This is a genomic window from Candidatus Rhodoblastus alkanivorans (assembly GCF_022760755.1).
Taxonomy (GTDB): domain Bacteria; phylum Pseudomonadota; class Alphaproteobacteria; order Rhizobiales; family Beijerinckiaceae; genus Rhodoblastus; species Rhodoblastus alkanivorans.
In genome coordinates this window covers 19,487-43,556 of record NZ_JAIVFP010000002.1, presented here as the reverse complement: position 1 = coordinate 43,556, position 24,070 = coordinate 19,487, and the positions used below count along the sequence as shown (strand labels likewise).

General features: G+C 63.3%; 21 protein-coding genes and 2 pseudogenes. 14 read left to right on the top strand and 9 right to left on the bottom strand.

The features are described from left to right. Positions 1–26: 26 nt before the first annotated feature. Positions 27–872: a nucleotidyl transferase AbiEii/AbiGii toxin family protein gene (locus K2U94_RS19460; protein WP_243068960.1), complete on the bottom strand. Its 846-nt coding sequence runs from the start codon at positions 870–872 to the stop codon at positions 27–29. A gap of 83 nt (positions 873–955) precedes the next feature. Next, complete coding sequence (locus tag K2U94_RS19455; RefSeq protein WP_243068959.1) at positions 956–1,570, bottom strand: type IV toxin-antitoxin system AbiEi family antitoxin domain-containing protein; 615 nt, start codon at positions 1,568–1,570, stop codon at positions 956–958. A gap of 791 nt (positions 1,571–2,361) precedes the next feature. Between K2U94_RS19455 and K2U94_RS19450 the strand changes: the two genes are divergently transcribed. From K2U94_RS19450 to K2U94_RS19410, 9 genes and pseudogenes are all read left to right on the top strand, one after another. Beyond that, positions 2,362–3,324: an ArdC family protein gene (locus K2U94_RS19450; protein WP_243068958.1), complete on the top strand. Its 963-nt coding sequence runs from the start codon at positions 2,362–2,364 to the stop codon at positions 3,322–3,324. Positions 3,325–3,498: 174 nt separating this feature from the next. Next, the gene (locus K2U94_RS19445) at positions 3,499–5,607 is read left to right on the top strand and encodes a ParB/RepB/Spo0J family partition protein (protein WP_243068957.1); all 2,109 of its coding nucleotides are present in this window, start codon (positions 3,499–3,501) and stop codon (positions 5,605–5,607) included. 101 nt (positions 5,608–5,708) lie between these two features. Then, on the top strand, positions 5,709–6,188 hold the full coding sequence (locus K2U94_RS19440) for a hypothetical protein (RefSeq protein ID WP_243068956.1): 480 nt from the start codon (positions 5,709–5,711) through the stop codon (positions 6,186–6,188). 48 nt (positions 6,189–6,236) lie between these two features. Continuing rightward, the gene (locus K2U94_RS19435; protein ID WP_243068955.1) at positions 6,237–6,467 is read left to right on the top strand and encodes a hypothetical protein; all 231 of its coding nucleotides are present in this window, start codon (positions 6,237–6,239) and stop codon (positions 6,465–6,467) included. Between the two features lie 79 nt (positions 6,468–6,546). Then, complete coding sequence (locus K2U94_RS19430; RefSeq protein WP_243068954.1) at positions 6,547–7,146, top strand: DUF6927 domain-containing protein; 600 nt, start codon at positions 6,547–6,549, stop codon at positions 7,144–7,146. Positions 7,147–7,310: 164 nt separating this feature from the next. Beyond that, a complete protein-coding gene (locus K2U94_RS19425; RefSeq protein ID WP_243068953.1) occupies positions 7,311–7,709 on the top strand; it encodes a DUF6878 family protein in 399 nt (132 codons plus the stop codon). Beyond that, positions 7,706–8,269, top strand: coding sequence for a DUF6915 family protein (locus K2U94_RS19420; protein WP_243068952.1), 564 nt, complete (start codon positions 7,706–7,708; stop codon positions 8,267–8,269). The genes K2U94_RS19425 and K2U94_RS19420 overlap by 4 nt, the downstream gene beginning before the upstream one ends. Positions 8,270–8,284: 15 nt before the next feature. After that, on the top strand, positions 8,285–8,617 hold the full coding sequence (locus K2U94_RS19415) for a hypothetical protein (protein WP_243068951.1): 333 nt from the start codon (positions 8,285–8,287) through the stop codon (positions 8,615–8,617). A gap of 175 nt (positions 8,618–8,792) precedes the next feature. After that, positions 8,793–9,428, top strand: a pseudogene (locus K2U94_RS19410) (hypothetical protein); the annotation flags it as partial. A gap of 91 nt (positions 9,429–9,519) precedes the next feature. On the opposite strand, the gene K2U94_RS19405 reads toward K2U94_RS19410, so the two are convergent. Beyond that, positions 9,520–9,720: a hypothetical protein gene (locus tag K2U94_RS19405; protein WP_243068950.1), complete on the bottom strand. Its 201-nt coding sequence runs from the start codon at positions 9,718–9,720 to the stop codon at positions 9,520–9,522. A 164-nt stretch (positions 9,721–9,884) separates the two neighbouring features. Here K2U94_RS19405 and repC point away from each other — a divergent pair. Continuing rightward, a pseudogene (gene repC, locus K2U94_RS19400) lies at positions 9,885–10,856 on the top strand (plasmid replication protein RepC); the annotation flags it as partial. A gap of 56 nt (positions 10,857–10,912) precedes the next feature. Then, a complete protein-coding gene (locus tag K2U94_RS19395; RefSeq protein WP_243068948.1) occupies positions 10,913–11,707 on the top strand; it encodes a TIGR01458 family HAD-type hydrolase in 795 nt (264 codons plus the stop codon). A gap of 10 nt (positions 11,708–11,717) precedes the next feature. On the opposite strand, the gene K2U94_RS19390 is transcribed toward K2U94_RS19395, so the two are convergent. From K2U94_RS19390 to K2U94_RS19380, 3 genes are all read right to left on the bottom strand, one after another. Then, positions 11,718–12,149 carry an RES family NAD+ phosphorylase gene (locus tag K2U94_RS19390; RefSeq protein WP_243068947.1) on the bottom strand — a complete coding sequence of 144 codons (432 nt, stop codon included), beginning with the start codon at positions 12,147–12,149 and terminating at the stop codon, positions 11,718–11,720. After that, entirely contained in the window at positions 12,149–12,580 is a 432-nt protein-coding gene (gene parS / locus K2U94_RS19385) for a type II RES/Xre toxin-antitoxin system antitoxin (RefSeq protein ID WP_243068946.1), read from the bottom strand. The genes K2U94_RS19390 and parS overlap by 1 nt, the downstream gene beginning before the upstream one ends. Positions 12,581–12,662: 82 nt before the next feature. Continuing rightward, on the bottom strand, positions 12,663–13,841 hold the full coding sequence (locus K2U94_RS19380; RefSeq protein ID WP_243068945.1) for a site-specific integrase: 1,179 nt from the start codon (positions 13,839–13,841) through the stop codon (positions 12,663–12,665). 201 nt (positions 13,842–14,042) lie between these two features. Between K2U94_RS19380 and K2U94_RS19375 the strand changes: the two genes are divergently transcribed. Then, a complete protein-coding gene (locus tag K2U94_RS19375; RefSeq protein ID WP_243068944.1) occupies positions 14,043–14,474 on the top strand; it encodes a hypothetical protein in 432 nt (143 codons plus the stop codon). Here the strand turns inward: K2U94_RS19375 and K2U94_RS19370 are convergent. After that, complete coding sequence (locus K2U94_RS19370; protein WP_243068943.1) at positions 14,451–17,432, bottom strand: Tn3 family transposase; 2,982 nt, start codon at positions 17,430–17,432, stop codon at positions 14,451–14,453. The two genes, K2U94_RS19375 and K2U94_RS19370, sit on opposite strands and share 24 nt — an antisense overlap. A gap of 128 nt (positions 17,433–17,560) precedes the next feature. Between K2U94_RS19370 and K2U94_RS19365 the strand changes: the two genes are divergently transcribed. Both K2U94_RS19365 and K2U94_RS19360 read left to right on the top strand, forming a co-directional pair. Continuing rightward, positions 17,561–18,127, top strand: a complete 567-nt coding sequence (locus tag K2U94_RS19365; RefSeq protein ID WP_243068942.1) for a recombinase family protein — start codon at positions 17,561–17,563, stop codon at positions 18,125–18,127. 60 nt (positions 18,128–18,187) lie between these two features. Then, the gene (locus K2U94_RS19360) at positions 18,188–18,931 is read left to right on the top strand and encodes an RHE_PE00001 family protein (RefSeq protein ID WP_243068941.1); all 744 of its coding nucleotides are present in this window, start codon (positions 18,188–18,190) and stop codon (positions 18,929–18,931) included. A gap of 530 nt (positions 18,932–19,461) precedes the next feature. On the opposite strand, the gene K2U94_RS19355 is transcribed toward K2U94_RS19360, so the two are convergent. Together K2U94_RS19355 and K2U94_RS19350 are read right to left on the bottom strand one after the other, a co-directional pair. Then, on the bottom strand, positions 19,462–21,009 hold the full coding sequence (locus tag K2U94_RS19355; RefSeq protein ID WP_243068940.1) for a hypothetical protein: 1,548 nt from the start codon (positions 21,007–21,009) through the stop codon (positions 19,462–19,464). A gap of 543 nt (positions 21,010–21,552) precedes the next feature. Next, positions 21,553–23,892: a type I restriction endonuclease gene (locus K2U94_RS19350; protein ID WP_243068939.1), complete on the bottom strand. Its 2,340-nt coding sequence runs from the start codon at positions 23,890–23,892 to the stop codon at positions 21,553–21,555. Positions 23,893–24,070 lie beyond the last annotated feature (178 nt).

Here is a 24,070-nt window from a genome sequence, read left to right as displayed (position 1 = left end):
AGACGTCAAAATCATGACGGACATTATCATGTGGAAATTACAATTTCGTCCAACCTCGTCCAAGGTCCGCCCGCGGCCCAGCTCGCTTCGAAGGATTGGGATCGGGTGATAGCTCTCAGAGGAGGCATGACAAATTCGGCGATGCGCGCTTGAACCTCCAGGAGAGGGTCTGGCGCGAGGGCGATTTCGGTCCGTCGGAGGAACGCGGCCCATTGGACCTGCTTTGCTTCCGCGAAACTGGCCGACAGCGCCATTGGCTTTTCGGTCGGTAGCGGTGTCGCGCGGCGCTCAAAGGTCGTCTGTATCGCCCGCGCCAGAACGGGGCCGTCGAACGCGAAGGCGCCGGCGATGGCCCAGAGATCGAAGAAATCCTTCATTCGCGAATTGAGCATGTCCAGCACCACCATGGCTTGGAACTTTTCCGCCACGACGGTCTGAGGCGGATAGGCTTTGAGCTTCGCCGCCGGCTGACCCATGAGTGATGGATATTCGATATCGACCGGGCCCGGCGTAATCGCGTCGCCATAGCCGATGTCGACATGCATGGGCAGGCGCGCGCCAGCGAGTTCGGCAACGAAATCAAGGCGCACGCCAGAATATTCGTCTTCCTCACGGGCCACCGCAGCCCGCAACGTCTCCAGCCTGAAAATCAGGCCATCGTCATCGACGGGCGTGGCGAGGATATCCGCAAACACGGCGGTGATAGCGTCAGGACCGTTCTCGCCGAAACCGAGGAGATCGAGATCGCCCGTCGCGCGATATGGCACGGGCGCCCAGAGGCTAAACAGCATCGCGCCCTTCAAGACGAAGTGATTTCGATGCGGCGAGACGCTTAGTCGGTAAAGCACGCGCTCGATGGCGTATCGCGTCATCAGAAGTTGGGCGTTCTCACGGCGCTCGCGGGCGCGCTGGGTCAGCCGCTCGCGGATGGAGACGCCCATGTTCTTCGGCGCTTTCATGAAGTCATGGCCTCGATATAGGGACGCATCACGGTCTGGATGCGATCAATGGCGGCGTATCGCCAAAGCTCATTCAGCCCAGTCCGTCCTGTCGACGTCTTGAGAAGATCTCGCAGCGCCTCGATCGCGACGTCGAGGCCGATCGTGTTGCGGTGCTTGAAACAGTCGGCGACAGTCTTCGCCGGTGAGGTGATTGGCACGGCCACGCCATCGATCTGATGATTTTCCACGCCGGCGGTCAGCGCCTCGCCGCTGGCGCGAATGATCTTCAGCGATACCGATGGATTCGTCGGCGCCCAGTCCTTCGGCCCGAGCAGCATCCAGATCGCGTGGGGCGTCTGGGTCGTGAGGTTATGGAATTGCAGCGCCGAGAGCAGGCCGATGATCCCTTTCGGCTGGATGCGCGTGGCTTCCGCCAGACTGGCGCCGCTTGAGGATTCCGTCCCCGCCAGCTTATAGAGGCCGCGGCCGACCTGCTCGAGAACGCCTTCATCGCGCAGCCTTTGCAGATAGACGCGCGGCACGCCAGCGGCGTCAAAGTCTCGTCCTCGCGCGATTCCTTGTCGGCGCGCGACTTCCAGGGCTCGTTCTCTATGAGTTTGGGCGGTCATGCCGTCTGTTATAAACTCTAGGTCTTAATTTGCAATATCCGAGGATTAGAAACAAAGGGCAGGTCCGAACATGCCATGCCTATGACATGGGGCGCGCACCGGAAATAGAATAAATCCTTTCCGAGGCCACCACAAAAATGCCTCTTCGAACTGGGTATGCGGGGAGGGGAAGGCCTTCCCCCTGGCCGACGCCAAGGTCGTCGGCGCACCCCCATCTGCGGGGAGACCCCGCAACGCCCCCTTGCGATCACAGACTGACGTCGGCTTTGCGGTGATCAAAATGTGCCCGATGGCGTCGCAAGGCTTATTCGCGCCATAGCGCCCAGCCGCGAACCGACAGACTTTCGTGAAGCGCCAGGCCGGATCCGATGGCGAAAAAGTCTCCGTCCCGGAATTCGTATGGCCAGGGCGGGGCGTATTCCTTTAAATCATCATCGACGAGAATTCTCAGCGCGACGCGCTCAGGCGGATCGTCCTCGCGGTTGAATTGCGTCGGATCGTTGCCGGGCAGGGACCAAAGCCGCGGTGTCGAAGCGTCATCAAATTCAGACTGGCTCAAACAGGAATCCTTCAGAAAACAATAGCGCCACCTTCTACAGCCAGTGTGCGCCGCCCGCTACTGCTGAGGCGAGAAGTAAAGCTTCTTCGCCGGGGATTGCCGGCGTCGGCTCCTCCGCCCATTTCCCTGAAGGGCTCGCGTTTCCCCTTTAGAGTGAGAGTGCGGACCAGCTTTGCCGCGACGGGAAGGAGGTTGCGAGAGAGGCTCGCGGCGCCCGTCGTGGACAATCCCGATGAGCAAGAGCGCTGCAAACTCCCGCTTCGGCAAAGACCGGACGGACCTTTATTCCGAAATCACCGACAAGATCGTCGCCGAGTTGGCGGCCGGACGCGCGCCCTGGGTTCAGCCCTGGGGGACGGCGGCCGGCATGGCGCCGCTAGGCATGCCCAAGAACGCCGCGACGGATCGGCGCTATACCGGAATCAATGTGCTCATTCTGTGGGGCGCGGTGATCGAGCACGGATTTACCGGCCAAAGCTGGTTGACCTTTCGCCAGGCGCTGAGCCTTGGCGGCCATGTGCGCAAGGGTGAACGCGGCACGACCGTCGTTTACGCCGACCGCTTCACGCCCGAGGACGAACGTCGTAAGGCCTCCGAGACCGGCGATGAAGCCAGGTCGATCGCCTTCCTCAAGCGGTTCACGGTGTTCAATGTCGCCCAATGCGAGGGGCTGCCCGAAGAGCTGACGGCGGCGGCGCCGCCCGTCGAAACCGACCTTGTTTTGCCGCAGGTCGAGGCGTTAATCCGGGCGACGGGCCTGGATTTCCGGATCGGCGGGGACAGGGCGTTCTACCAACCACGGCTCGATTACGTGCAGGTTCCGCCTCCCCAAGCCTATTTCGAGCCGATCAATTGGCACCGCACGGCGCTGCATGAAGTTTCTCACGCGAGCGGCCATCTCTCCCGGCTCAATCGCGATTTGAGCGGGTCCTTCGGCTCGAAGAAATACGCGTTCGAGGAGCTGATCGCCGAAATCTCCGCAGCCTTTCTTTGCGCCTCGCTCGGCATCGTGCCGACGGTCCGCCACGCCGATTACATCGGCTCCTGGCTCGAGGTTTTGCACGACGACAATAAGGCGATCGTGCGCGCGGCGAGTGCGGCGTCGAAGGCGGCGGATTTCATTCTCGGCTTTGCGCCTGTGGCCGAACGAACCGAAACCGCTGTTAAGGACGAGGATGGGCAGGTCGCGGCTTGAATGAAAAGGGGTCAGCCCCGCCTGGTCCGGCCGAAAGACAGGGCTGAGGCGCGCGGGCCTTTCAGGTCGAGATGTTTGAAGCGGCGCGGCCCAGAGTCAGAGGGCTGCGCCGATTTTTGTGACGGGTAGGAAGTCGAGAGAGGAATTCTCGGCGCCCGTTGCGGAGAAAAGACAATGGCTAATGCGGTTCAAAAGATCGTTCTCAGCGCCTCGCGCGACATCCCCTTCAACAAGCTGGTGTTGAGCCAATCCAATGTCCGGCGCGTGAAGGCCGGTATTTCGGTCGAGGAACTCGCCGAGGATATCGCGCGGCGCACCTTGTTGCAGAGCCTCAGCGTCCGGCCGGTCCTCGACGCCGAGGGTCAGCAAACCGGCATGTTCGAGATTCCCGCCGGGGGTCGTCGTTTTCGCGCGCTCGAACTGCTGGTCAAGCAGAAGCGCCTGGCCAAGAATGCGCCGGTCCCTTGCGTCGTGCGCGAAGGCGGCCTCGCCGAGGAGGATTCCCTGGCCGAAAATGTGCAGCGCGTCGCCTTGCATCCGCTCGATCAGTTCCGGGCGTTTCAGGCCCTGCGCGAAAAGGGGCTTGGGGATGACGACATCGCCGCGCGTTTCTTCGTCACCCCGACCGTGGTCAAGCAGCGCCTGCGCCTCGCCGCCGTCTCCAACACGTTGCTCGACGTCTATGCCGAGGACGGCATGACGCTGGAGCAGTTGATGGCGTTCACCGTCACCAACGACCATGCGCGCCAGGAGCAGGTGTGGGAGGCGATTTCGCGGACCTATAACAAGGAGGCCTATTACATCCGCCGCGTGCTCACCGAGGGCGCGGTCAAGGCTTTGGATCGTCGCGCGCAATTTGTTGGCGTTGACGCTTATGAGGCCGCTGGCGGCGTCGTCCTGCGCGATCTGTTCCAGACCGACGATGACGGCGGCTGGCTGCAGGACCCGGCTTTGCTCGACAGGCTGGTGATCGAAAAGCTCCAGGCTGAAGCCGAAGCACTCCGTCCCGAGGGCTGGAAATGGATCGCCATCGCTGCGGACTTCCCCTATGGCCACACTGCCGGTTTGCGCCGCCTGACCGGCGAGGCGACCGATTTTACCGAGGAAGAGGAAGCCAGCCTCGAAGCATTGCGGGCCGAATACGAGGCGCTCGAGACGCAATATGCTGACTCCGACGAATTGCCGGAGGAGGCGGATCTGCGCCTGGCCGAAATCGAGGCGGCAATTGTGGCTTTGGAGCAGCGTCCCCTCAGTTATGATCCCTCCGAAATCGCCCGGGCCGGCGTTTTTGTCAGCCTGGACGACAAGGGCGCTCTGCAAATCGTGCGCGGCTTCGTCCGATTGGAGGACGAAGCGCCGGTTGCGCCGGTGACTTCGGTAGAAGGTGGTGAGCCAGAAACCTTGGCGCCGACAGGGTCGGCGAACGCCGCTCCGCAGACCATCATCGCAATCGGCGGCGCCCCGACGGGTTCCGAACCCGAGGCGTCCGAGGAGGAGGACGTTCTACGTCCATTGTCGGATCGGCTTGTCACCGAGCTGACGGCGCATCGCACGCTGGCTTTGCGCAATAGCCTAGCCAATGATCCCGAAGTCGCGCTGCGGACGGTGCTTCACGCGCTTTGCCTCAGCGCCTTCTATCGCTTCGCCTCGAACAGCTGCCTGGAGATCACGGCGAAACACACCGCCTTTTCCGCTCAGGCGCCGGGTCTGGCGGAAAGCGCTTCGGCGCGCGCGATCGAGGCGCGGCATCAGCAATGGGTCAATTTCCTGCCGAAGACGCCCGCCGATCTCTGGGACGCATTGGCCGGACTGGACGGGGTCAGTCAGGCGAGCCTTCTCGCCCATTGCGCTTCGCTGACCGTCAATGTCGTCAAGGAGCCGTGGAACCGGCGTCCCGACGCCATGGCCCATGGCGATACGCTCGCTCGCGCCGTCCATCTCGACTTGGCGGCGGCGGGCTGGAAGCCGACCGTCGATAATTATCTCGGCCGTGTGCCGAAAGCCCGCATTCTCGACGCGGTGCGCGAGGCCAAGGGCGAACAATCGGCCCAGCTGATCGACCATCTGAAAAAGGGCGATATGGCGAGCGAAGCCGAGCGCCTGCTCGATGGCGCGGGCTGGCTGCCGGAGCCGCTGCGTCTCGCCGAAATCGAGACCGCAGCCGAAGCGCAGTCTGATGTAGCCGAGACCCTGGCCCTGCCGGACTTTCTCGCTGGCGAGGAGGACGAGGCTGCGGCCGAAGAGCCCGAACAAGCGCAGCCGCAATCTATCGCGGCCGAATGATTCCGATGCGGGGCGGCTTCGGCCGTCCCGCGTTTCACTCCACCTTCAATCCAAAACATGCCGGCCGTCGCGCCGGGCTTTCGCATTTCTGGAGACCTGTCATGGCCGATTTCTATTCCCCCACCGTCATTCAGCAACAAATCCCAGTCGCCGACATCACGCCGCTCGAACGGCTCGTGCTCAGCCATATTTTTTACGCCGAGTCGGATGGAGAAACGATCAGCTTCAACGCCGCCGATGGTCCGGCAACCACGATCTGGTTGCCAATCACCGATCTTCGCGTGGCATTCGACGCTTCGGCAAAGGCGGAAAGCTCGGCCGGCGATTATGTCGCCGACCGCCTCACGAGCGCGTCCATTGTGGATGGCGACATCGAGATCGATTTCAGCGGCATGTCCTGGGAATGCATCTTCCAGGACATTGTGCGCAGGTCCTCGACGCTGCGCTATCTCACAGCCGTTACATCCTTCACCTGTTCGCAAATGCAGGCGGACGGCTTTGGCGGCATGGCCATTCTCATCACCGCCGACGCCATCAAGGGCAAGAGCACCGAGGATATTCTCTGCGAATTGCTCGACTAGGCCGAACATGGCCAGCTGGCGAGCGCGCCGGGCTTTGGCGTCCATGTGATGCTGCGTCTAGGCGAAGAGAATGTGCGCGACGAGATCGCCAACCTCATCGCTATCGACGAGACGCTGACCAAGCTCGCGCCTGACGCCGTCTCGGACACGGACATCCGCGTCGCCTGTTTTGGCGTGGTCGCCCTGACGGATCTCGCCGAGGAGCAAAGCTCCACCGTCTTCAAGGCGGCCCTGACTGCGATCCGCCAGGCCGAATTGCGGCTCGCCCTGGCCGCCTGAATCCCGAAATTTCCACTTTCGCGGCGCGGGGCTTTTCGGTCGCGCGCCGCTTTCATTCCCTCATCGACAGGAGACAGCTATGGGCTGGCTTTACATGCAATCGCTCGACGGCCATTCCGGACCGAAGCAATATCTCGACGCGCAATTCACTTACACACGTCCCGAAGTGACGTCGAAAGTGTTGCGCTCGGCGCTTGCTGGCATGCGCGTTTATTACGCCGCCGTGGAACTTATCCGCTCGGACACGGGCAAGCGCGACGTCTTCGCCGTGGTGTGCCTCGTTCGTTACAACCCGCGCGACAAGGAAGGCTACATCTTCGGATACAAGGACATGGATGAATCTTCGGGCCCCTGCGAATGCGATTGCCCGGCGTCGATCCTCGATCTGCTGACGCCAATTGACGCGAAATACGCCCTGGACTGGCGGGCGCGCTGCCGCGAGAATCTCGCCACTCGTCGCGCGCGGGCGGCCAAACCGGGACCGCGCGCCGGACAGGTGATCGTCTTCGACGAGGTCTTGCGCTTTGCCAACGGCCGGAGTTTTGAACGACTGGAGGTCGTCGCTAATCCGCGCGGTCGGGGCGCCGTATTGTTTCGCGCGCCGGACAGCGGCGGCCTCTATCGGATTTCCAACATTAAGAGCCGGTCCTATCAGCTGTTCGATCCACCGCGCGGCTGAGGACGGGGGTATTCGTGGTCGGCATCGATGGGTCTGGCGCCTCGCGCCGGACCTTTTCTTATGAACGCCGAGAGGAAGAGGAGGGCCGGGAGGGGAATGAACCGAGGGATTTGAGAGAGAGGTCTCCGGTTCGCTCCCGAAACATTCTCCGAAAGATCTTCGCCATGACCGATATTCCCGCAGAAATTGTCGAAACCCGCAATGCCCTTGCCGCACGCCTCGCGGCCGCCGGCTTCACTGAGGTCGTTCTCTGCTTCTCAGGCTGCGGAGACTCCGGACAGCTTAACGACATTGGCACGAACCCCGAACTCCCTCTCGATCCGACGCTTTACTCCGACCTTTCGAATTTTGGCGACGACTACCTCGAGGCCACCGACGTCAATTGGTACGATGGGGATGGTGGCGGCGGAACGCTTACCTTCGATCTCGCCAACAAGACCTTTTCCAGCGACGTTTACTGGAACGAGACCGTGACCAACACGGGTTTTGCCGAAAACGATCCGCTTCCAATCGGTGACTTTGACGCCGTCGCCAAAGCCACCGCGACCTCGGTGCAGCCATGAGCCATGCGCATTTCCACGCCCAGTCGTCGGCTCGTCGGTTCGGTGGCGCGCCGGACGATTACCTGGCGATCCACCAATGGTTCGACGCCACCAAGGAAATGTGGGCGGACGCGCGCCACCGCGCCCTGCGTCACCACAGTCAGGGAATCTTCGAATGCGAACGCCAGTTCGGCGTCACCATTCCTAACGCCGCCGGCAAAGATGTGCCCGTCCGTCTCATCGGCGAGCAGCACATTATGGAAGATTGCGGCGGTATCATCCCGACCGTCGCTGACTGGCTTTCCGCGATCCGCTTCGAACCCTGGATGAACTTTGGCTATCGCCGGTCGCTCGCCGTCGAACAGGGCGACAGGGCCGCGCCGGTTCCAAACGCTCGGCGGGAAAATAAACCGCCAGCACGCGTCATCCAGTCGGCCCACACAGCCTCCCCCAGCAATGTCGCGCCCAAGTTCAGAGCGCCCAAGTTCAGAGCGCCCGAGCCCAGTGCGCCCGAGCCCTATGCGCGCGACATCACTCGCATTCGGCGCCGCGTCGCGACGCACGCGTCCCTCGAATTTTAACGGAGCAAATATCCAATGCGCCTTGACCCGAAAGCCATCGACCTTGGTCCCATCGCCATCTGCGCTGTCAATGACGCGCGCCTCTATCAGACCAGCTACGCCGCCAATGGCGCCGTCGCTCTCCAGATCGCATCGAAAACCAGAGGTCTTCTCGGATCCCTGACGCGAAACATACTCGGCGTCTCCGAAACCCTCAGCATAGGCGAGGTCGTCCTCGATCCGACGTCAAAGTTCTTCGCCGTCGCTGCAGCGACCGGAATGCTTGCCGCCACGGGACGCGCGGTTGAAGCCGACGGCGCCGTTCTTCCAGTCTGGCGCCTTGTCTACGCCTTAGCGGCCGCCGCGTGAGCCGCGCGCCGTAGCCAAAGTCCACGCGACTCAGGTCTGGCGCCTCATCGCGTCGGGCCTTTTTTCTTGGGGCGCGCCAGGAGAGGAAGAGGAGGGCCGTGAGGGGAATGAACCGGGGGATTTGAGAGAGAGGTCTCCGGTTCGATTCCGAAAAACTCTCCCGAGGCTGTTCCCTATGACCCATGCTCCCGTTCGCCTTGCCACGCTCGCCGCCGCGCCGATCCCAGCTGGCCCGCTGTTCCCCGATGCTTTGTTCGGCGCCGCGCAGAATCTTCTTGCCGCTCTCGAGCGCGGCAAGCGCGTCGACGCGCCAATACTGCGCGCCGCGATGGAGTCTGCCTTCGGCGGCTCCGACGCCCAGGGCGCCTGGGACTGGAAAATGGCCTATGACGGTTGCGAGGCGGCGACAGTGCTGTTCCTGCGCAAATTCGGCCCCGCCATGCAGGCGCGCGCCGGTTCGCCCGCGGCGCTGCTGGCGATGCTGACCAAGATCGCCGGCCTTCTGCCCACTCATACGCGCCGCTCCGAAGAGAGCCAGACGCTGCAGCAGTTCTCGACGCCGATCGCGCTCGGGCTCGTCGCCCGCGTCGCCGCCGCAATCACGCCTGTCGATCTTGTCCTCGAGCCCTCGGCCGGGACTGGGCTGCTGGCGATCCTCGCCGAGCTTGCCGGCGGATCGCTCGTTCTCAATGAATTGGCCGAGACCCGCGCCGGGTTGCTCAGCCACTTGTTTCCCGGCGTCGCGGCGACCCGCTTCGACGCCGCGCAAATCGACGATTATCTCAACGTGGACGTCACGCCGAGCGTCGTGCCGATTGTCAGGAGCCACCTTGGAATGAGAATATGAAGATTATTTGGGATTTGGCCATCAATAGTGAGAATTTCGTCCTGCAACATTCTCACTATTGATGGCTTGCGTCGGCGGCCTCGGGCAGTTCGAATTTCGCTTCGCGGCAGAATTTATCGAAGTTTCGCTGGCCCCTCAGAAGGGTCGCCCTGCGCAGATCCCGAAGCATGGCGGGATTAGCCAAAACGCGCGCCAGTCCCGCGAGCCATGCGCGCTGCTTTTCGTCATCGTCAAAGACGCGTTCATCGTCGCTCATTCCGGCCACCGAATTTGCTCTAACGTTCGGCACCAAAATTCTCACAATTGATGGCCAAGTCAACGCAGATTATCAAATTAGATGGATATTCATAAATATCATGGCGAAGCCTAAACACTTGATTTCGTTGCATTCGATTTCTCACCCCAAGATGTCGCCTGACAGCCGGACTGATTGTGCGCCGCGACAGCCCCAACGGCAAACGCTATGCGCGCAAGGACGGGGCAGGGGAGGTTGAAATGGCCTTCGGGTTCGATCTTTCGCCTCTGGTCGCGCGCGCCGATGAATTTGAATCTCTCGCCGAAGCCGTGCGCGCCGAGGAGAGGGCGCTCAAACGCGTCCGGGAGAAGATCACGATCTGTCGACGCGATATCGCCAAAATGATCGTGACCGGCATTGAGGAAGGCGCGCCGACGCGGCGAGGAGGGCAGGGCCCGTCCGACTGGTCCGAAATTCACGCGCTCTATCGCGGCATGGTTGTGCGCATTCCGCGCACGGCGACGCGCGAGGAACTGGAGCCGGTCGCCGAAGAGCTGGCGATGCTGTCCAACGAAGTGCTCAGCCTGTTGGAAAGCCACATTAATTCTCAAAATATAAGCGCCAATGAGTCTCAAACTGAGCGCCACATACACAATTCAAAACCAAACCCTCCTATTGATCTTGAACCTGGCCTCCAAGAAGGCAGGGCCCACGATCCGGGCTCAATTGTTTCAGAACCGAGCGCTCCCCAAAGACCCCAAGAGAATGAGGGAGCCAACACGTCACGGGTCAGCGCGGCGACCAAAGCCTATCCTCTCGGCATGGTGCTCGACGCCTGCCCCGACATCGCCGACTACGCCAAAGACGGGATCGGTTCGTGGCGCGATCTGATCGCCACGGCCGGCCTGGCGCGCGCCGCCCTGGGCATTTCGGCCGACGCCTGGCGTGAGGCCCAGGAAACGATGGGGGCGGGCGATGCGGCGGTGATTATCGCGGCGATCTTGCAGAAAGGCGAAGCGATCGGCAGTCCGGGCGGCTATCTTCGCGCGTTGTCGGCCAAAGCGAGGGCAAAGGAGTTTTCCATCGGTCCGGTGTTGATGGCTCTTTTGCGTGGCAAGTTGGCCAAGTCGGCGCGAGAACGAAAATCCGCTGGATGAAACGGCTGGCCAATTTAGTTGGCCGTCGGGCGGGACGCGACCCAGAGAGGAATATGATGTCGGAGCTTCAACCATCCGTTTCGGGCCGGCGCCGGATCCGCGGGATACTGCTCGATCTCGATGGCGTGGTTCACGTGCGGGGAAAAGCCTTGCCTGGCTCGCTTGACGCGATCGCGCGGGTAAGGGCCGAAAACATTCCGCTGAAATTCGTCACCAACACGACCCGTGTTCCGCGCCGCCGGATCGTCGAGGATCTCGCGCAAATGGGCTTGCAGGTCACTATCGACGACGTGTTCACCCCGGCGATTTCGGCGCGCGCGTTTTTGTTGCGGGAAAATTGGGCGCCGTTTCTCGTGGCGCATCCGGACCTGCGTGAGGATTTCGCCGGATTGCCGGAGCAGGGGAGGGAAGCGGTCGTCCTGGGCGACGCCGGCACCTATTTCACCTATGACACACTGAACGACGCCTTTCGTAAAATCTTGGGCGGCGCCGAATTTCTGGCGCTGGCCAACAACCGCAATTTTCTCGATCGCGACGGCGAATTGAGCCTCGACCTCGGCGCCTTTGTCGCCGCTCTGGAATACGCCTCCAGCCGCAAAGCCTTGGTGCTGGGCAAGCCGTCGTCGTTGTTTTTCGCTCTGGCCGTTGACAGCCTCGGCTGCGCGGCGGAGGACGTCGCGATGATCGGCGACGACGTTGAAGCCGATGTCGGCGGCGCGAGGGCGGCGGGGTTGATGGGCATTCTGGTCCAGACCGGCAAATATCGAGCCGGTCAGGAGAAAGAGCTTGATCCGCCGCCGACCTTCGTCGCCCAAAACCTAGCGGACGCCGTCAATTTTCTGCTGTCCTGACGAGCCGGATTTACAACGGCGCCCACAGCCGCGGATCAAAGGCGAAGGGGTTCGCGCCGACGATTTTGGCGTTCGCCGCTTCGGGATGAGTCGGGTTGAGCAGCAGATTGTGGGCGTCGGGCACAATGAATGATGGAACGCGTAGGATCGGGCTGCGCTTTTGTTCCAGCCATTGATCGCCGAAAGCGCGCGGATCGGCGGGCAACAACGCGAGATGTTCCACCGCCAGGCCGGACAAATCCAGTTTCATCAGGACGTAATCGTCCGGAATCAGTTCGGGCGGCAGATCGAGATGAACGCGCACTTCCAGTACCGCAAGCGCGGGCTCGCCGGCGGCATAGACCATAGCGCTTCCTGGCGAATTCCATCGTCCGCCATAAAGCCGGGCGCCCTCGCCGGACAGATCGCTGAAAGGCGCGCGGCAGAGCCGCCACGCCTGCATCAGGCGGCGATCCCGTGACCGATGCGGCCAAGCAGGACTTCGACCTCGCGGGCGCCTTCCTCCGTGTCGAGAAGATCAAGCGGCCGCTCGCCGCCTAACGCCTTTGTCGGACGGCGCAGCCAGAGTCCGGCCTTTTCGGTGGAGCCGAAAGTTTCCTCGGCGTGGGCGAGCAAGCGAGCGGCGCGGATCAGCCGGTCGGATTGCTCGGCGGTCAATGTGCCGATCTTGCGTCGATTGGCTAAGGTCCTGCGTGGCAGGACGACTTTATCCATTTCGGCGGGGGTCAGCCTGCCGCTGTCCAATACGTGCTGGGCGGCGCCGACCGGCAAGCCGCGTCGCACCGCCCGCGCGAGATCAAAGCCGCTGCGGACTTCAACGCCGACCATTTTAGGGCCCCCAACGATTTCTGCGGTTTTTTCGGGCGCGATCATGGGATCTCCGATGCCATTTGCCGCTATTATATAGGCATTTGGCCAGCGTTGTCCAAGGAAGCTTGGTCCAAGAATGCTTCCGTCACACCAGCAGCCGCGCCGCGGCGCCGAGCCGCGCTTCGGCGTCGTTGTAATAGCGCGCCGCCTGCTGCACCGAGCGGTGCTGCGACTGGCGCATGGCTTCGGGCAGAGGCACGCCGCGCCGCGCCGCCTCGGTCAAAAAGCCGGAGCGCAGGCCATGGGCGCTAAACGCGGAAGGATCGAGCCCGGCCTGGGCGCAGCGCGCCTTGACGATCAGAGTTACCGCCTGCGGCGTCAACGCCTTGTCCTGCAGCGTCCCCCAACGGTCGATGGCGCGAAACACCGCGCCTTTCGCGATCCCCGCTTTGGCGATCCATGCCTGCAGCGCCAGAACCGGCGGCCCGATCAGCAGCACGCGCGTCTCCTCGTCGGCCGAGCCGGTTTTGGTTCGGCCGAGCACGATCGACAGGCAGGGCAGGGCTTCGGAGCGCGGATCGGCGGGATCGAGCGGGACGGGCGGCTCGACAAAAATCTGCTCGAGCCGCAGGCGGGCGATTTCGCTGCGGCGGCGGCCACCGGAAGCAAAGGCGGTCAGCAATAACGCCTTGTCGCGAAAATCGACGAGACGGTTCCAGTCGCAGACGGCGATGAGCTGGTCGAGTACGTCGCGCGTCACCGCTTTTTGGCTTTTGCGCCCGCGCGGCCGCGCCGAGGCGCGCACGGCGAGGCGTAGCGCCGCCCGCAGGGTCGGGGCGGCAAAGGGCCCGTCAAAGCCGCGCCAGCGATGCAAAGTGCCCCAATGGGCCAGCCGCCGCTTGACGGTGGCGGGCGCGTGCGGACCCAGGCTCCGCAAATGCCCCTTGTCGCGCAAGCTTGCTTCGACCGCGGCCGGCATGCCATGCAAGGCGTCGGCCTCGCGTTTTTGCGGGTCCCACAAATGATGCGCGACGAATTTCAAAGCCTGCGATTCCGGCGCCGGCCAGGGCAGGGGGGCGCCAGTCGCGGCCAGAGACCAGGCTTCGAGATAGGCGAGGTCGGAGGCGAGCGCGCGGAGGCTGTTCTCGCCGATCCCTTCGCCCGCCAGATGTTTGAGGGTCGCGACGTCGTCGTCGGTCAGAAGCCCAGCGAGGGCGTCGCGCCGGTCCATCGGCAGGATCGCGTCGAGCGCGTCGAGCTCGAGCGCGCGGCGGTCCTCGGCGGCCTGTTTGGCGCGCGCGATCGGGCGGCGGGTCGGGTCCATGGCGAAGGCTCTCTCTGGGCGCTCCCGCGGCGTGCGGGCGGTTTTGACCCCCATTTTGCGGCTTTAAAGGGTATGCGTCAACACTATCGATAAGCTATCCTTATCGATAGTGAGATGGCGCGCCAAACAGTTGCGCCTATGACAGAAGACAAGATCATGTTAGCTTCGCTATAACGAATTATTTGCAGGAATCACAGGCGCTTGAAAGCCGACCAAAGAATCGTCGAAAGGCTCGATTGGGAGCGAATCTACGCGCCCCTGGCGCAAGCCGAGGACTCGCTCGCCCGGCTCGACGAGCGGCTGCGGGCGAGCCCGATCCGGCAAGGCTGGATCGAACGCAGCCATTTTTCCGACGCCTGCGCCAGCCTGTGGTTTGACGGCGAGCTGGCGCATCTTGAAGACCTCGTGCTGCACGACGCGCGAATGGACGCGCGCGCGCCGACGGCGGAGCTTATCCGCGCCGCCCGCGTGCTCGGCGCGCGCCGGCGAATCCTCTCCATGGCGCCGGGCTGGGCGCTGTCGCCCGACGGCCTCGTCGCTCTGCGCAGCGGCGGCTTTGGCGCCGCCGGCGAGGAAGGGGTCATCGCAGAATCTTCCCAAAATCCTACGCTAAGCCGCGTCGAGGAATGCTGAGCGCGGGTCTCGGAGGGGGCGGAAGCCGTTTTGCAGGGGCTCCGTCGGCCAGACGTAATCGCCGTTGAAGGCGATGTGCTCCCAGCCGAGCGGGGCGACGTGGGCCAGCAGATCGTCGCTGACGGCCTCGCCCCGGGAGCGCAACTCGTCGACGGCGCGGCCGAGATAGACGGTGTTCCAGAGGATCACGGCGGCGACGGCGAGATTTAGGCCGGACGCCCGGTATTTCTGATTTTCGAAGGTGCGGTCGCGGATTTCGCCGAGGCGATGAAAGAACACCGCCCTGGCGAGGGCGTTGCGCGCCTCGCCCTTGTTGAGGCCGGCGTTCGCCCGCCGCCGCAGCGCCGGATCGCTGATCCAGTCGAGGGTGAAGAGGGTGCGCTCCAGGCGCCCGATCTCCCGGAGCGTTTTCGCCAGCGCATTCTGTTTGGGATAGGCCGCGAGCCGCCGCATCAAGACCGACGGCGCGACGGTTCCGGCCTTGATCGACGCCGCGAGGCGCAAGGTTTCGTCCCAGTTCTCGCCGATGACCCTGAAATCCACGGTTCCGCCGATCATCGGGGTCAGCGCGGCGTAGGCCGCGCGGGCGTCAGCGACATAGAGGCGGCGGTCGGCGAGATCGCGGATGCGCGGCGCGAACCGAAACCCGGTGAGATGGCACAGGCCGAACACATGATCGATCGCGCCGGCCGTGTCGGTGTAATGCTCGCGGATGTCGAGCGAACATTCGTGATGCAGCAGGCCGTCGAGAATATGCGCGGCCTCGCTAGCGTTGGCGGCGATGACCCTGGTGTGGAACGGCGCATAGCGGTCGGAGACATGCGTGTAGAATTTCACGCCCGGTTCCGAGCCGTATTTGGCGTTGTAATCGGCGCGGGCCTCGCCATGCCCGCCGGCCCTGAAGAATTGGCCGTCGGAGGACGACGTGTCGCCGTCGCCCCAGATTTTCGTGAACGGCTGCGCATGGATGGTGTCGACCAGACAGGCCAGCGCCGCCTGATAGGTTTCGTCGCGGACATGCCATTCCGCGATCCAGAGCAGCTTCGAATGGCTGAACACCTTGGAGCTGTGGGCCATTCGGGCGAGTCCGAGATTGGTGGCGTCGGCGAGTAGAGCCGTCATCAACGCCCGGCTGTCTTCGGGCGGCGCGCCCGTGCGCAGATGGCTGAACCGCTCGGCGAAACCGGTCCAGCCATGCACTTCGGCGAGAAGCTCGGTGACGCGCAAGCGCGGCAACATGGCGTAGAGCCGCCGTGCGACGCGATCGGTCGCGTCGGTTTCGTCCTTGCGGATCGGGCTGATCGAAAGCCCCTCTTCGGTGAGCGTCGCCTCGGGCAGCTCGCCGGCCGCCGCCAGCGCGTCGATTTCCCGGAGCCGGGAGTGGAGGAGACCGATGCGTTCGGCGCGCCAGTCGTCGAAGCGATCGGCGACGGCGAGGCCTAATTCGTCGCCTTGGCGCCGCGTCGCGAATGTGTCGGGCGGCAGGAGAAAATCGTCGAAAGCGCGGTACGCGCGGCTGCCTTCGACCCAGATATCGCCCGAGCGCAGGCGATCGCGCAGCGTTGTCATGACCGCGACCTCGTAGGTCCGGCGATCGGCGGCGGCGCCGACGCCGACGCCGACGAGCTTGCGCCACGCCGGTTTCAGAAACGCCGTCGGAGCGCGCGGCGGCAGATTTCTCGCGCCGGTCGCATGGAGCCCGCGCAACACGTCGAGCGCCGCAAGCAAAGGATCCCCCGGTTTCCAGGAGCGGAAGACGAAGGCGCCGAGGAGGATCGAAACCATGCGTCGCACCGTCGGATAGCGCTCGACGATCTCGCTCAGATTGTCGTCGCGCGAATCCGCGACCGTCTTGTCGGCCTCGGCGACCAGAGTTTTCAGGCGTTCCCAGCCTATCGCGCGCTCCACCGCCGCGACCTGGTCCACTCCGGACGCTTTGGCGGCCAACATGGCTTTCGCCATGCCGATCAGGGCTCGCGTCGACGCGTCGAGCGTCTTCGCCCGATCGACGACGTTCTCTTTGTGCACGCGATCGGCGCGGCGGAATACGCCGCCGAGCATTTTGTCGAACATGCTGATGGCGGCGTCCGTGAGGACCGCCTCCATTTCGCGCGCGAACACGACCAGCGTCGCCAATCGGCGCGGCGCATCGAAGCGTGAAAGATGCTGCGCGCTGAGAATGACCGTTTCCCGGGCGAGCGCCGCATAGCGCGCCTGGTGAATTCGTTGCTCGCGATCTTGTCCGACGCCGAGTTTTCGAACGGCGTGCAGGCGTTCGATTATTCCGGCCAGATTCCGCAGGGTCGGCGCTTCCGGCCATTCGCGCAGCCACGCGAGCGGCGTTCGATCCCGCTCGTCGTCGACGGCGATCAGCGCCTCCAGTCCGGCAATCGTCTCTTGCGCCAAACCTTCGACGAGATTCTTGTGCGCGCGTTTTCGCGCGCGAGCGCGGGCGGCCAAGGCAATTCGTTCAAATATTGTCGGCGCCGGCAGCAAAATGCTCCGGCTTCGAATATGTTCGATCATCGCGGCGACGATCTCATCGCCGCGATCCGTGCCGATTGCCTCGGCGAGAGCGATCTCCGCTACAGCGCGGTAGTCCTCACGTCTGAAAGAGCGCACCCCGAGATGCGCCTGAAGTTCGCCGAGATGCTCCCAGCGGGTTTCGCTACGCCGCGCGTATGCGGCGAACGATGTTGGTTCGCTCCCGATCTGCGACGCGACGAAAGAAAGCATGTTAGGCGGCGGACTTTCTTCGGCGCCAAGGGCGCGGCCAGGGAACCTCAAATAGGCAAGGTGAACAGCGAACCCCAGCCGATTCGCGTCGCGGCGGCGTCGCCGAATCAGCGCCAGGTCCGCGACTGAGTATGTGTAGTGCCGGACAATCGCCATCGGCTCCGTCGGCGGGTCGAACAGCGCCGCGCGAGATTGCGGCGAGAGGATTTCGTGTTTCTTCATGGCGCTCTCTCGTCGCGCAAACGACCGTTTGCGCGACCGCTCGGCGCGTCACGACAATTCAATAGCTTGCGCTACGCGCAATTCTGTTGCCAAATACTGGTGATTGGCAACAGAAAAAAGTAACGCCCATGCTTCTCGGCTACGCGCGCGTCTCCAAATCAGACGATCAGGACACCGCTCCGCAAATTCGCGCGCTCAAAGACGCGGAATGCGTCAAGGTGTTCGAGGAAACGGCGTCCGGCGGACGGTGGGATCGGCCCGAGCTGCATCGGCTGCTCGACCAACTGCGCCCCGGCGACACCCTCGTCGTTTGGAAACTCGACCGCCTGTCCCGCTCGCTCAAGGACCTGCTCGCCATCCTCGAACGGGTCGACGCCGCCGGCGCGAAATTCCGATCGTTGACCGAGGCGATCGACACATCCGGCCCGGCCGGCCGCATGTTGATGCAGATGCTCGGCTCCTTCGCTGAATTCGAACGGGCGATGATCCGAGAGCGCACGCGCGCCGGCTTGCGCGAGGCGAGAGCCAAGGGCCGCGTCCCCGGCCGCAAACCCAAAATAACGGCCGAACAGCAAAAGGAGATCGTCGAAGCCGTGGCGTCCGGCCGCAAGACCGCCGCCGAAATCGCCCGCCTGTTCAAAATCCATCGCGCGACCGTGTCGAGGTTCGTTTCTCAAGCTCGCGCCGGGGTTTGAAACGGGATCAAATCCTTAGCGTAGGATTTTGGGAAGATTCTGCGATGACCCCAGGAAGAGGTGGCGAAGCCGAAGAACAGCGATGAGCCGGAAGGGGAGGGGGCTTTCGACGATGAGCCTTTTTCCGATCGCGACGATCCGCTTGGCCCCGAACTGGCGGCGCTTGACGCCGCGCTCGACCGCACGACGCGCGCGCTCGAACGCAAGCCGGCGATCGACCGAGAGGAACGCGATCCACTGGTCTACGATCTTGACTGGGACGAGGACGAGCGGCTCGCGCAATGGCGGGAGGCGGTGGAATTCACTTCCGGCCTGCCGCCGGTGCTGGCGGCGGCTTTGACCGCGGCTTTGTGGGACGACATCGAGCCGCTGCAACATGCGCCCTGGCTCGGCCGCCTGCTCGCCGCCGCCCTGTTGCGTGACCGTGGAAAAACGCGCAGCCATCTGTTGTGCGTGAATTCCGGCGCCCGCGCGGTCCCGCGGCTGCGGCTCAAACCAGCCGATCCGGTCGCCAAAATCCTGTTCTGGCTGGCGGCGGTTCTGGCCGCCGCCGAAAAAGGCCAGAAGGATCATGACCGCTGGCTGCTCGCCCGCGCCGGACGCGCGGGCAAGTTGCAGGGCAGGAGGGGGAATTCGCATCTGCCGCAGGCGTTGGATCTGGCTCTCGCCCGGCCGATCGTCACCGCGGAGCTGCTGGCGCAGGAGCTCAGAGTTTCGGCGCGGGCGGGGCAGAATCTTATCGCCGAGCTGGGGCTGCGCGAGCTCACCGGGCGGCGGCGCTATCGCGCCTGGGGCATTTTGTGAGCCCGGGATGAGCCAAAAAAGGACCGTCGGCTGTGACGCCAACGGCCTAAGTCTAGGGAGGAAACGCCCAAGGAGGGCGATGAGGCCGGCAGGGCCGCGCCTCACGCAGTTAAGTTATGTTGCACTGCACAATTTGTCAAAGGATATATTGCAGTGCAGCATTTGGCGGCCGGTCTTCGCGGATCTGCAGGCCACCGCTCGTTCGATTGAACCTTGCCTATCCGGTTGGCGCCCCTGGAGCCATATATGGTGTTCAGACTCGGACCCTTGGCGTACGTCGACATCGCCTCCGGAAATGGCCCGGGTCGGCGGATAGCCGTCATAGGCGCTTCGACCCATTCTGACCCCGTTTCAGACATCCGCGATGTCTGCTTGCTGCGTAAAACACCGTTGAACGATCGTGTGACCGAAGCGCTGCGGAGAAGGATTGGTCGATGTTAGGATCGACGTAACGGCGCAATGCGACGTCCATGTCGATGCCGAGCTGAACGAAAACCTCACCGGAGCTCGTCTCGCTCTAGCGCCGCCGGTCACTCGGCAGCGTAAGCGGAGCGCTCGTAGGCCTTGGCGGCCTGAACCTCAGCGCGGATCTCCTGAGGCGACTGGCGCTTCGGCGGGGCGGGCACAGATGGCTCGATGGGATCGGCCGCAACGGTCGCATCGATGCCGATGCCGGCGAGGGCACCGGCTCCATCGTGGCGGCGGTCGAATCCGGCGATCGGGTGCTTGAGGAAATGTTGATCGAACATCGCCGTCATGCCGGAGGACGACAGCCTCGCCAGTTCGTTCCGGACCTCTTTGCCGGTCTTCCAACCAATGACATAGCGTTTCGTTTTGTCGCGTGCCGTCTCGAGCGCCGCGATCGCTGCGTCGGTGAAGCCGCCGCTGGTCCAGAATTCGAAATGCACCATGGAAGTGTTGAAGCGGTCCTCGCCCTTCGTGGCGCGGTAGACGCCAGGAACCTTTTCGGTCAGCCATGCCTCGATTTCCGGCGCATCGATCAGATGGTCGGGCTGATAGCCCTTGCACTCGTAGATCCAGACCTCGCCGGCGACGACCCTGCGAACATCGATCTCCGCCTTGAAGGTGTCGTATCGGATTAGGTGATTGATATCAATCGATCCGCCGTGGCGGGCTTGCACGACATGGCCGACGACGAGCTCGAAGAGAGAGCCGCGCAGGTTCCGGTCCGCCCCGTCGATGCTGCTCAGCTTGTCGAACAGCTCGCCGATGACCTCTGGCTTGGCGACCGCGACCGCGGCCGCCTTGCTCAGGGTTTCAAGCAAGGTCGCGAGCCCGACGGCGACGTCGCGCCCGAACAGGTTCTTAGGGGTCGCCAACATTATCCCGTGCGCGCGTCCGAGGTTGAACGCCTCCTGGGTATACCCGTCCGCCATGAGCACGGGCATGAACGGCGAGAGGTTTTTCAGGTAGGATGACAGGCTAAATTTGCGGATGAAGGCCGCGACAGCATGTTCGTCGACGGCCGCGCCGGCGATGACGTCGCCCACGAGGAACCCGGGCTTTGGCGGCGCATCCTTTTGACGGCGGACGATCGGCACCATGTAGGACGGGCCGCATAGGTCCCAGTTGAACGTGCCGAACGTCGGCAGGCGATCGGTCTCTCCCCGGATTTCGATCTTGTCATAGCTTGCGACGCCCAAGCGTCGGGCCCAGTCGCGCAATGCCAGGAGCAGCATCTTTTCGACGACAAGGCGGGCGCGCAGCCGCTGGAAATTCGGATGGCCTAGGCGCCCGTCAGCGCGAAGGGAGACGACGGGTCCGACACCCTGCAGCTCGCCGCGCTCGACGAGATGGACGGCTTCGAGGCGTTGCAGGACCGTGTCGCTGGAGACCTGGCCCTTCTGACGGATCGGCGAACCGCTGATGATCCCGAACTGGTCGAGCGGCACGACGCCATCGCGCGCCTGAAGCGCGGCGAGCGCGGGTCCGTATGCCGGGCTGGCCTCGCGAATATGGCGGGCCAGGGCAGTCCAGTATTGCTCGGTGCCCTCATGCTTGGCGTGATAGAGGAAACGGGCGTTGCGCGGAAAAACCAGTCCCTTCAGCCGGCGCACATTGGGCCCGGCGCGGCTGATCCTTTGCCGTGCGACGTCGGCCGAGCACCCTTGCGCGACCAGTTTGCGGGCGATGTCCGACGAAAGGGCGGGCCCGTCCAAAAGCAGCATCGATTCTACGGTACTCATGCGGCGCGCCCTCGTTGTCACACTCCGCTATTTATAACGATACTTCAGTACGGCGTCTCCATTTTTGCGTCTGCCGACACGCAACAAATAATAACGTAATATCAATATCTTAAACGTTCGCCGAGGATCGGTGTCGGCCGGCTCTTGTCACAGTCGTCTGTCACACGGCCTTCGGCCGCTTCGGAACGCGGCCGTGCGAGCGGGTTAGAACGCCACTCAATGGAAGTTCCACGCCTTGACCTTGATCGTGTCGATATGAGTGTCCGGCATCTAGATTTCACGTGTTCGCAGGTCCTTGGGCGACAGTTCGCATGGGTCAAGACCGGAGCCGTTGCAAGCCTGGTCGTCGCGGCATGTATATGGAAACGCGGCCTCGCGGTCGCCGAAGCGATGCGAATGGCTAAAATCCTGCATTTAGTGTTCGTCCACATGGCGCAGGAAAGCTGGGCGAACAGTGTTGGTCAGCACCTCAACCGCCCATGCGGCCAGATCGGCATCGGTGGACCGCGTCAACATTCGCAGGGCGATATCGAGCCGGGCCATCAAATAGACGTTGTCGATATCCATCGCCGTCGACACGAACGCGTCGCGATCCTCGCGAGGTTCGTTCGACAGGTATTTCAGGATCGATTGCGTCACCGTCTCAACGATGCCGGCGTTATGGCAAACGAACTGGCCGCCTTCGTCGGAGTCGTGAACCGGCACCGAGTCCATCAGGATGTCGTTGCGCGGCTGCCGCAGGACGAAATCCGCGGTTCCGACCAGCAGCAGAACTTCAGGGTCGAGCCGTAGTTGGCTGCCATTTCCCTCGACCACAAACCGGCGGGAGGCTAACTGCGAGAGGATCAGCCATCCGTGTATATTCGCGAAGGAGCTGGGCTCATCGCCGTCATCCTCCACGGTATGATCTTCGCCGTTGATCGTCAGGATCGTTGAACCGTCTTCCTGCGGTCGGATATCGATCGAACCGACACCCTCGACCCAGGTCGTAAGATGCTGTCCGGCCTGAGCGGCCTCCCGGACCGGTGTCATATTCGCCAGCGCATCATAGAGGGCCCAGGGAACGCCGCCGTTGCCCGAGCTGAGGTCGAGAACGGCTTGAGCGGCGACGATGTCGCCGAACAGAAAATTGCTGGCTGCGCCCGCAAGCCACTCGGCGGCCTCGACGGGACCGTCTTCCACCATTTCCCGCAGCTCAACGGAAAGATGGCGCGCGAGTTCGCTCGCCAGAAGCTCGGGGAGGGCGACGGTCACGACGGGGATGTTCCCATCGGCAATCGAAGGGGTGAGGTAACCCTGCTTGAGGAGCCACTCGACGTCCGAGGCCGGTAGGATGCCCTCCAGCGTCGCGCGCCGGACGAAGTACCGTCCCATAAGTTCGAGCGCCATGGCGTAGGGCTTGCTCTGATCTTGGGCGTCTGCGGTGATTGCGTGAGCGAGCCCACGGTATCGCCGTCGCAACTCGGGATCGGCGAAGTTGGCGCGGGCCTGGGCGACGATTTCCAGCCCGGGCACCGCCGGAAATACGCCGACGCCCTCGCGCTTGATCCCCGATAGACGTGTTGCCATGGCTTGCAGGAGCCAGGGACGGCGCAGGTCGGGGCTGTGCTGCCCGCCGTCCATGATGCCCATGTGCAGCTCAGCCAGGGCTTCGAGCGCTTTGACATATTCCGGCTCCGCAAGGTCGGCGACTTCTACGATCGTGGCCCGGCGGCCGATGGGTGACTCCCTGCGGCCATCGGCGCTTGTCAGCACGCGCCGGGTGGCGTCCTCGTCCAGGCCGACAACCACGCGCAAGGCGGGACCGAACGTGTTCGATGTGAGGTCTTCGATCGTCCGAACATCGTCGCGATCTTCCGGATCGAGACGGTCGATGGCGAGAACGAGAATTGGTCCGCCGGCGCGGGAAACCTGGCGCACCCAGTTGCGTGCCGTCTCCGGATCCACGGGCCAGTCGAGCGTGTCGGCCAGTAGGTCGGCGATCTGTCGAAAGACTTCGCTCGCCCCGCATTCGAGGAACAGGCCGCCGGCCACCTGCGGATTGATCCCACGAATGAGCTGTTCGAGGACGTTCGTCTTTCCGACGAGAGGCGGGCCGGACACCAGCACCAGTCGAGCGGTGCGTAACTTGGAAGCGACGCGCAGAGTCGCCAGGCGAGGAACCTTCAACGGACCGAAGGGGCGCAGAGGATGATCTGTCGTGGCGGTGAGCTCGTCGATGGCCCTGGCCGAAGCGACGCCTACGGCGCTCGTCCAAACCTGCGGATCCGTTCCCATCAGCGTCGCGATTGCGTCATCGCGATCGCCTGCGGCCACTTTCGCCGCCGAGGCCATGAAAACCTCGAAGGTTTTCGCGTCCGGCGATTCCCCCTGATAGGGCTGACCCGAGAAGGTTTCGATGATCCGTGTTTCCTCGCCGTTGGTTACAACGACGAAGGGCGCCATGACGGGTAGCAGCCGCGCATAGGAGAGGCCCTGTTCGCCGTCATTCGCCGACAGCGATACGTCGCGCTTTTTGAGCTCCAGTATGGCCAGCGGCTTGTCGCCCAAGGTCAGGAGTATGTCGGCGCGGCCACGCTTGATCCAACTTTCGCGCCCTTTGGCGGTGATCGTGGCGTGTCCGAGGCGGATCGTGAATTCGATTTGATGCTTGATGTTTGACGCGCCCAAGCGCGGAAATGCGACTTCGATCGCAGCGGAGATCGCGGTCTCGAGGTCGTATTCTGTCTGGTTCTTTGGGGCTTTGCCGCTCACGCGCCCTCCAACGTCTACGCCGCGCGCCGGCTAAGGCGTTCGTGCTTGGTGATCAGGAACGTCAGGTAGCTGCGAATGAGGTTACAGTAAAGCGGCGCTTAGTTGATCCGGAGCGCCAGCCCCTCTTGCAGATCGATGCCGTGCCGCACGCCATCGCCGGAAGTGGGCGAGCTCCGAT

Bases quoted from the DNA above. Each gene is read 5' to 3' on its own strand.
- K2U94_RS19460 (WP_243068960.1), bottom strand. From the start codon at position 872: ATGACGCGATACGCCATCGAGCGCGTGCTTTACCGACTAAGCGTCTCG.
- K2U94_RS19455 (WP_243068959.1), bottom strand. From the start codon at position 1,570: ATGACCGCCCAAACTCATAGAGAACGAGCCCTGGAAGTCGCGCGCCGA.
- K2U94_RS19450 (WP_243068958.1), top strand. From the start codon at position 2,362: ATGAGCAAGAGCGCTGCAAACTCCCGCTTCGGCAAAGACCGGACGGAC.
- K2U94_RS19445 (WP_243068957.1), top strand. From the start codon at position 3,499: ATGGCTAATGCGGTTCAAAAGATCGTTCTCAGCGCCTCGCGCGACATC.
- K2U94_RS19440 (WP_243068956.1), top strand. From the start codon at position 5,709: ATGGCCGATTTCTATTCCCCCACCGTCATTCAGCAACAAATCCCAGTC.
- K2U94_RS19435 (WP_243068955.1), top strand. From the start codon at position 6,237: ATGCTGCGTCTAGGCGAAGAGAATGTGCGCGACGAGATCGCCAACCTC.
- K2U94_RS19430 (WP_243068954.1), top strand. From the start codon at position 6,547: ATGGGCTGGCTTTACATGCAATCGCTCGACGGCCATTCCGGACCGAAG.
- K2U94_RS19425 (WP_243068953.1), top strand. From the start codon at position 7,311: ATGACCGATATTCCCGCAGAAATTGTCGAAACCCGCAATGCCCTTGCC.
- K2U94_RS19420 (WP_243068952.1), top strand. From the start codon at position 7,706: ATGAGCCATGCGCATTTCCACGCCCAGTCGTCGGCTCGTCGGTTCGGT.
- K2U94_RS19415 (WP_243068951.1), top strand. From the start codon at position 8,285: ATGCGCCTTGACCCGAAAGCCATCGACCTTGGTCCCATCGCCATCTGC.
- K2U94_RS19405 (WP_243068950.1), bottom strand. From the start codon at position 9,720: ATGAGCGACGATGAACGCGTCTTTGACGATGACGAAAAGCAGCGCGCA.
- K2U94_RS19395 (WP_243068948.1), top strand. From the start codon at position 10,913: ATGTCGGAGCTTCAACCATCCGTTTCGGGCCGGCGCCGGATCCGCGGG.
- K2U94_RS19390 (WP_243068947.1), bottom strand. From the start codon at position 12,149: ATGCAGGCGTGGCGGCTCTGCCGCGCGCCTTTCAGCGATCTGTCCGGC.
- parS (WP_243068946.1), bottom strand. From the start codon at position 12,580: ATGATCGCGCCCGAAAAAACCGCAGAAATCGTTGGGGGCCCTAAAATG.
- K2U94_RS19380 (WP_243068945.1), bottom strand. From the start codon at position 13,841: ATGGACCCGACCCGCCGCCCGATCGCGCGCGCCAAACAGGCCGCCGAG.
- K2U94_RS19370 (WP_243068943.1), bottom strand. From the start codon at position 17,432: ATGAAGAAACACGAAATCCTCTCGCCGCAATCTCGCGCGGCGCTGTTC.
- K2U94_RS19365 (WP_243068942.1), top strand. From the start codon at position 17,561: ATGCTTCTCGGCTACGCGCGCGTCTCCAAATCAGACGATCAGGACACC.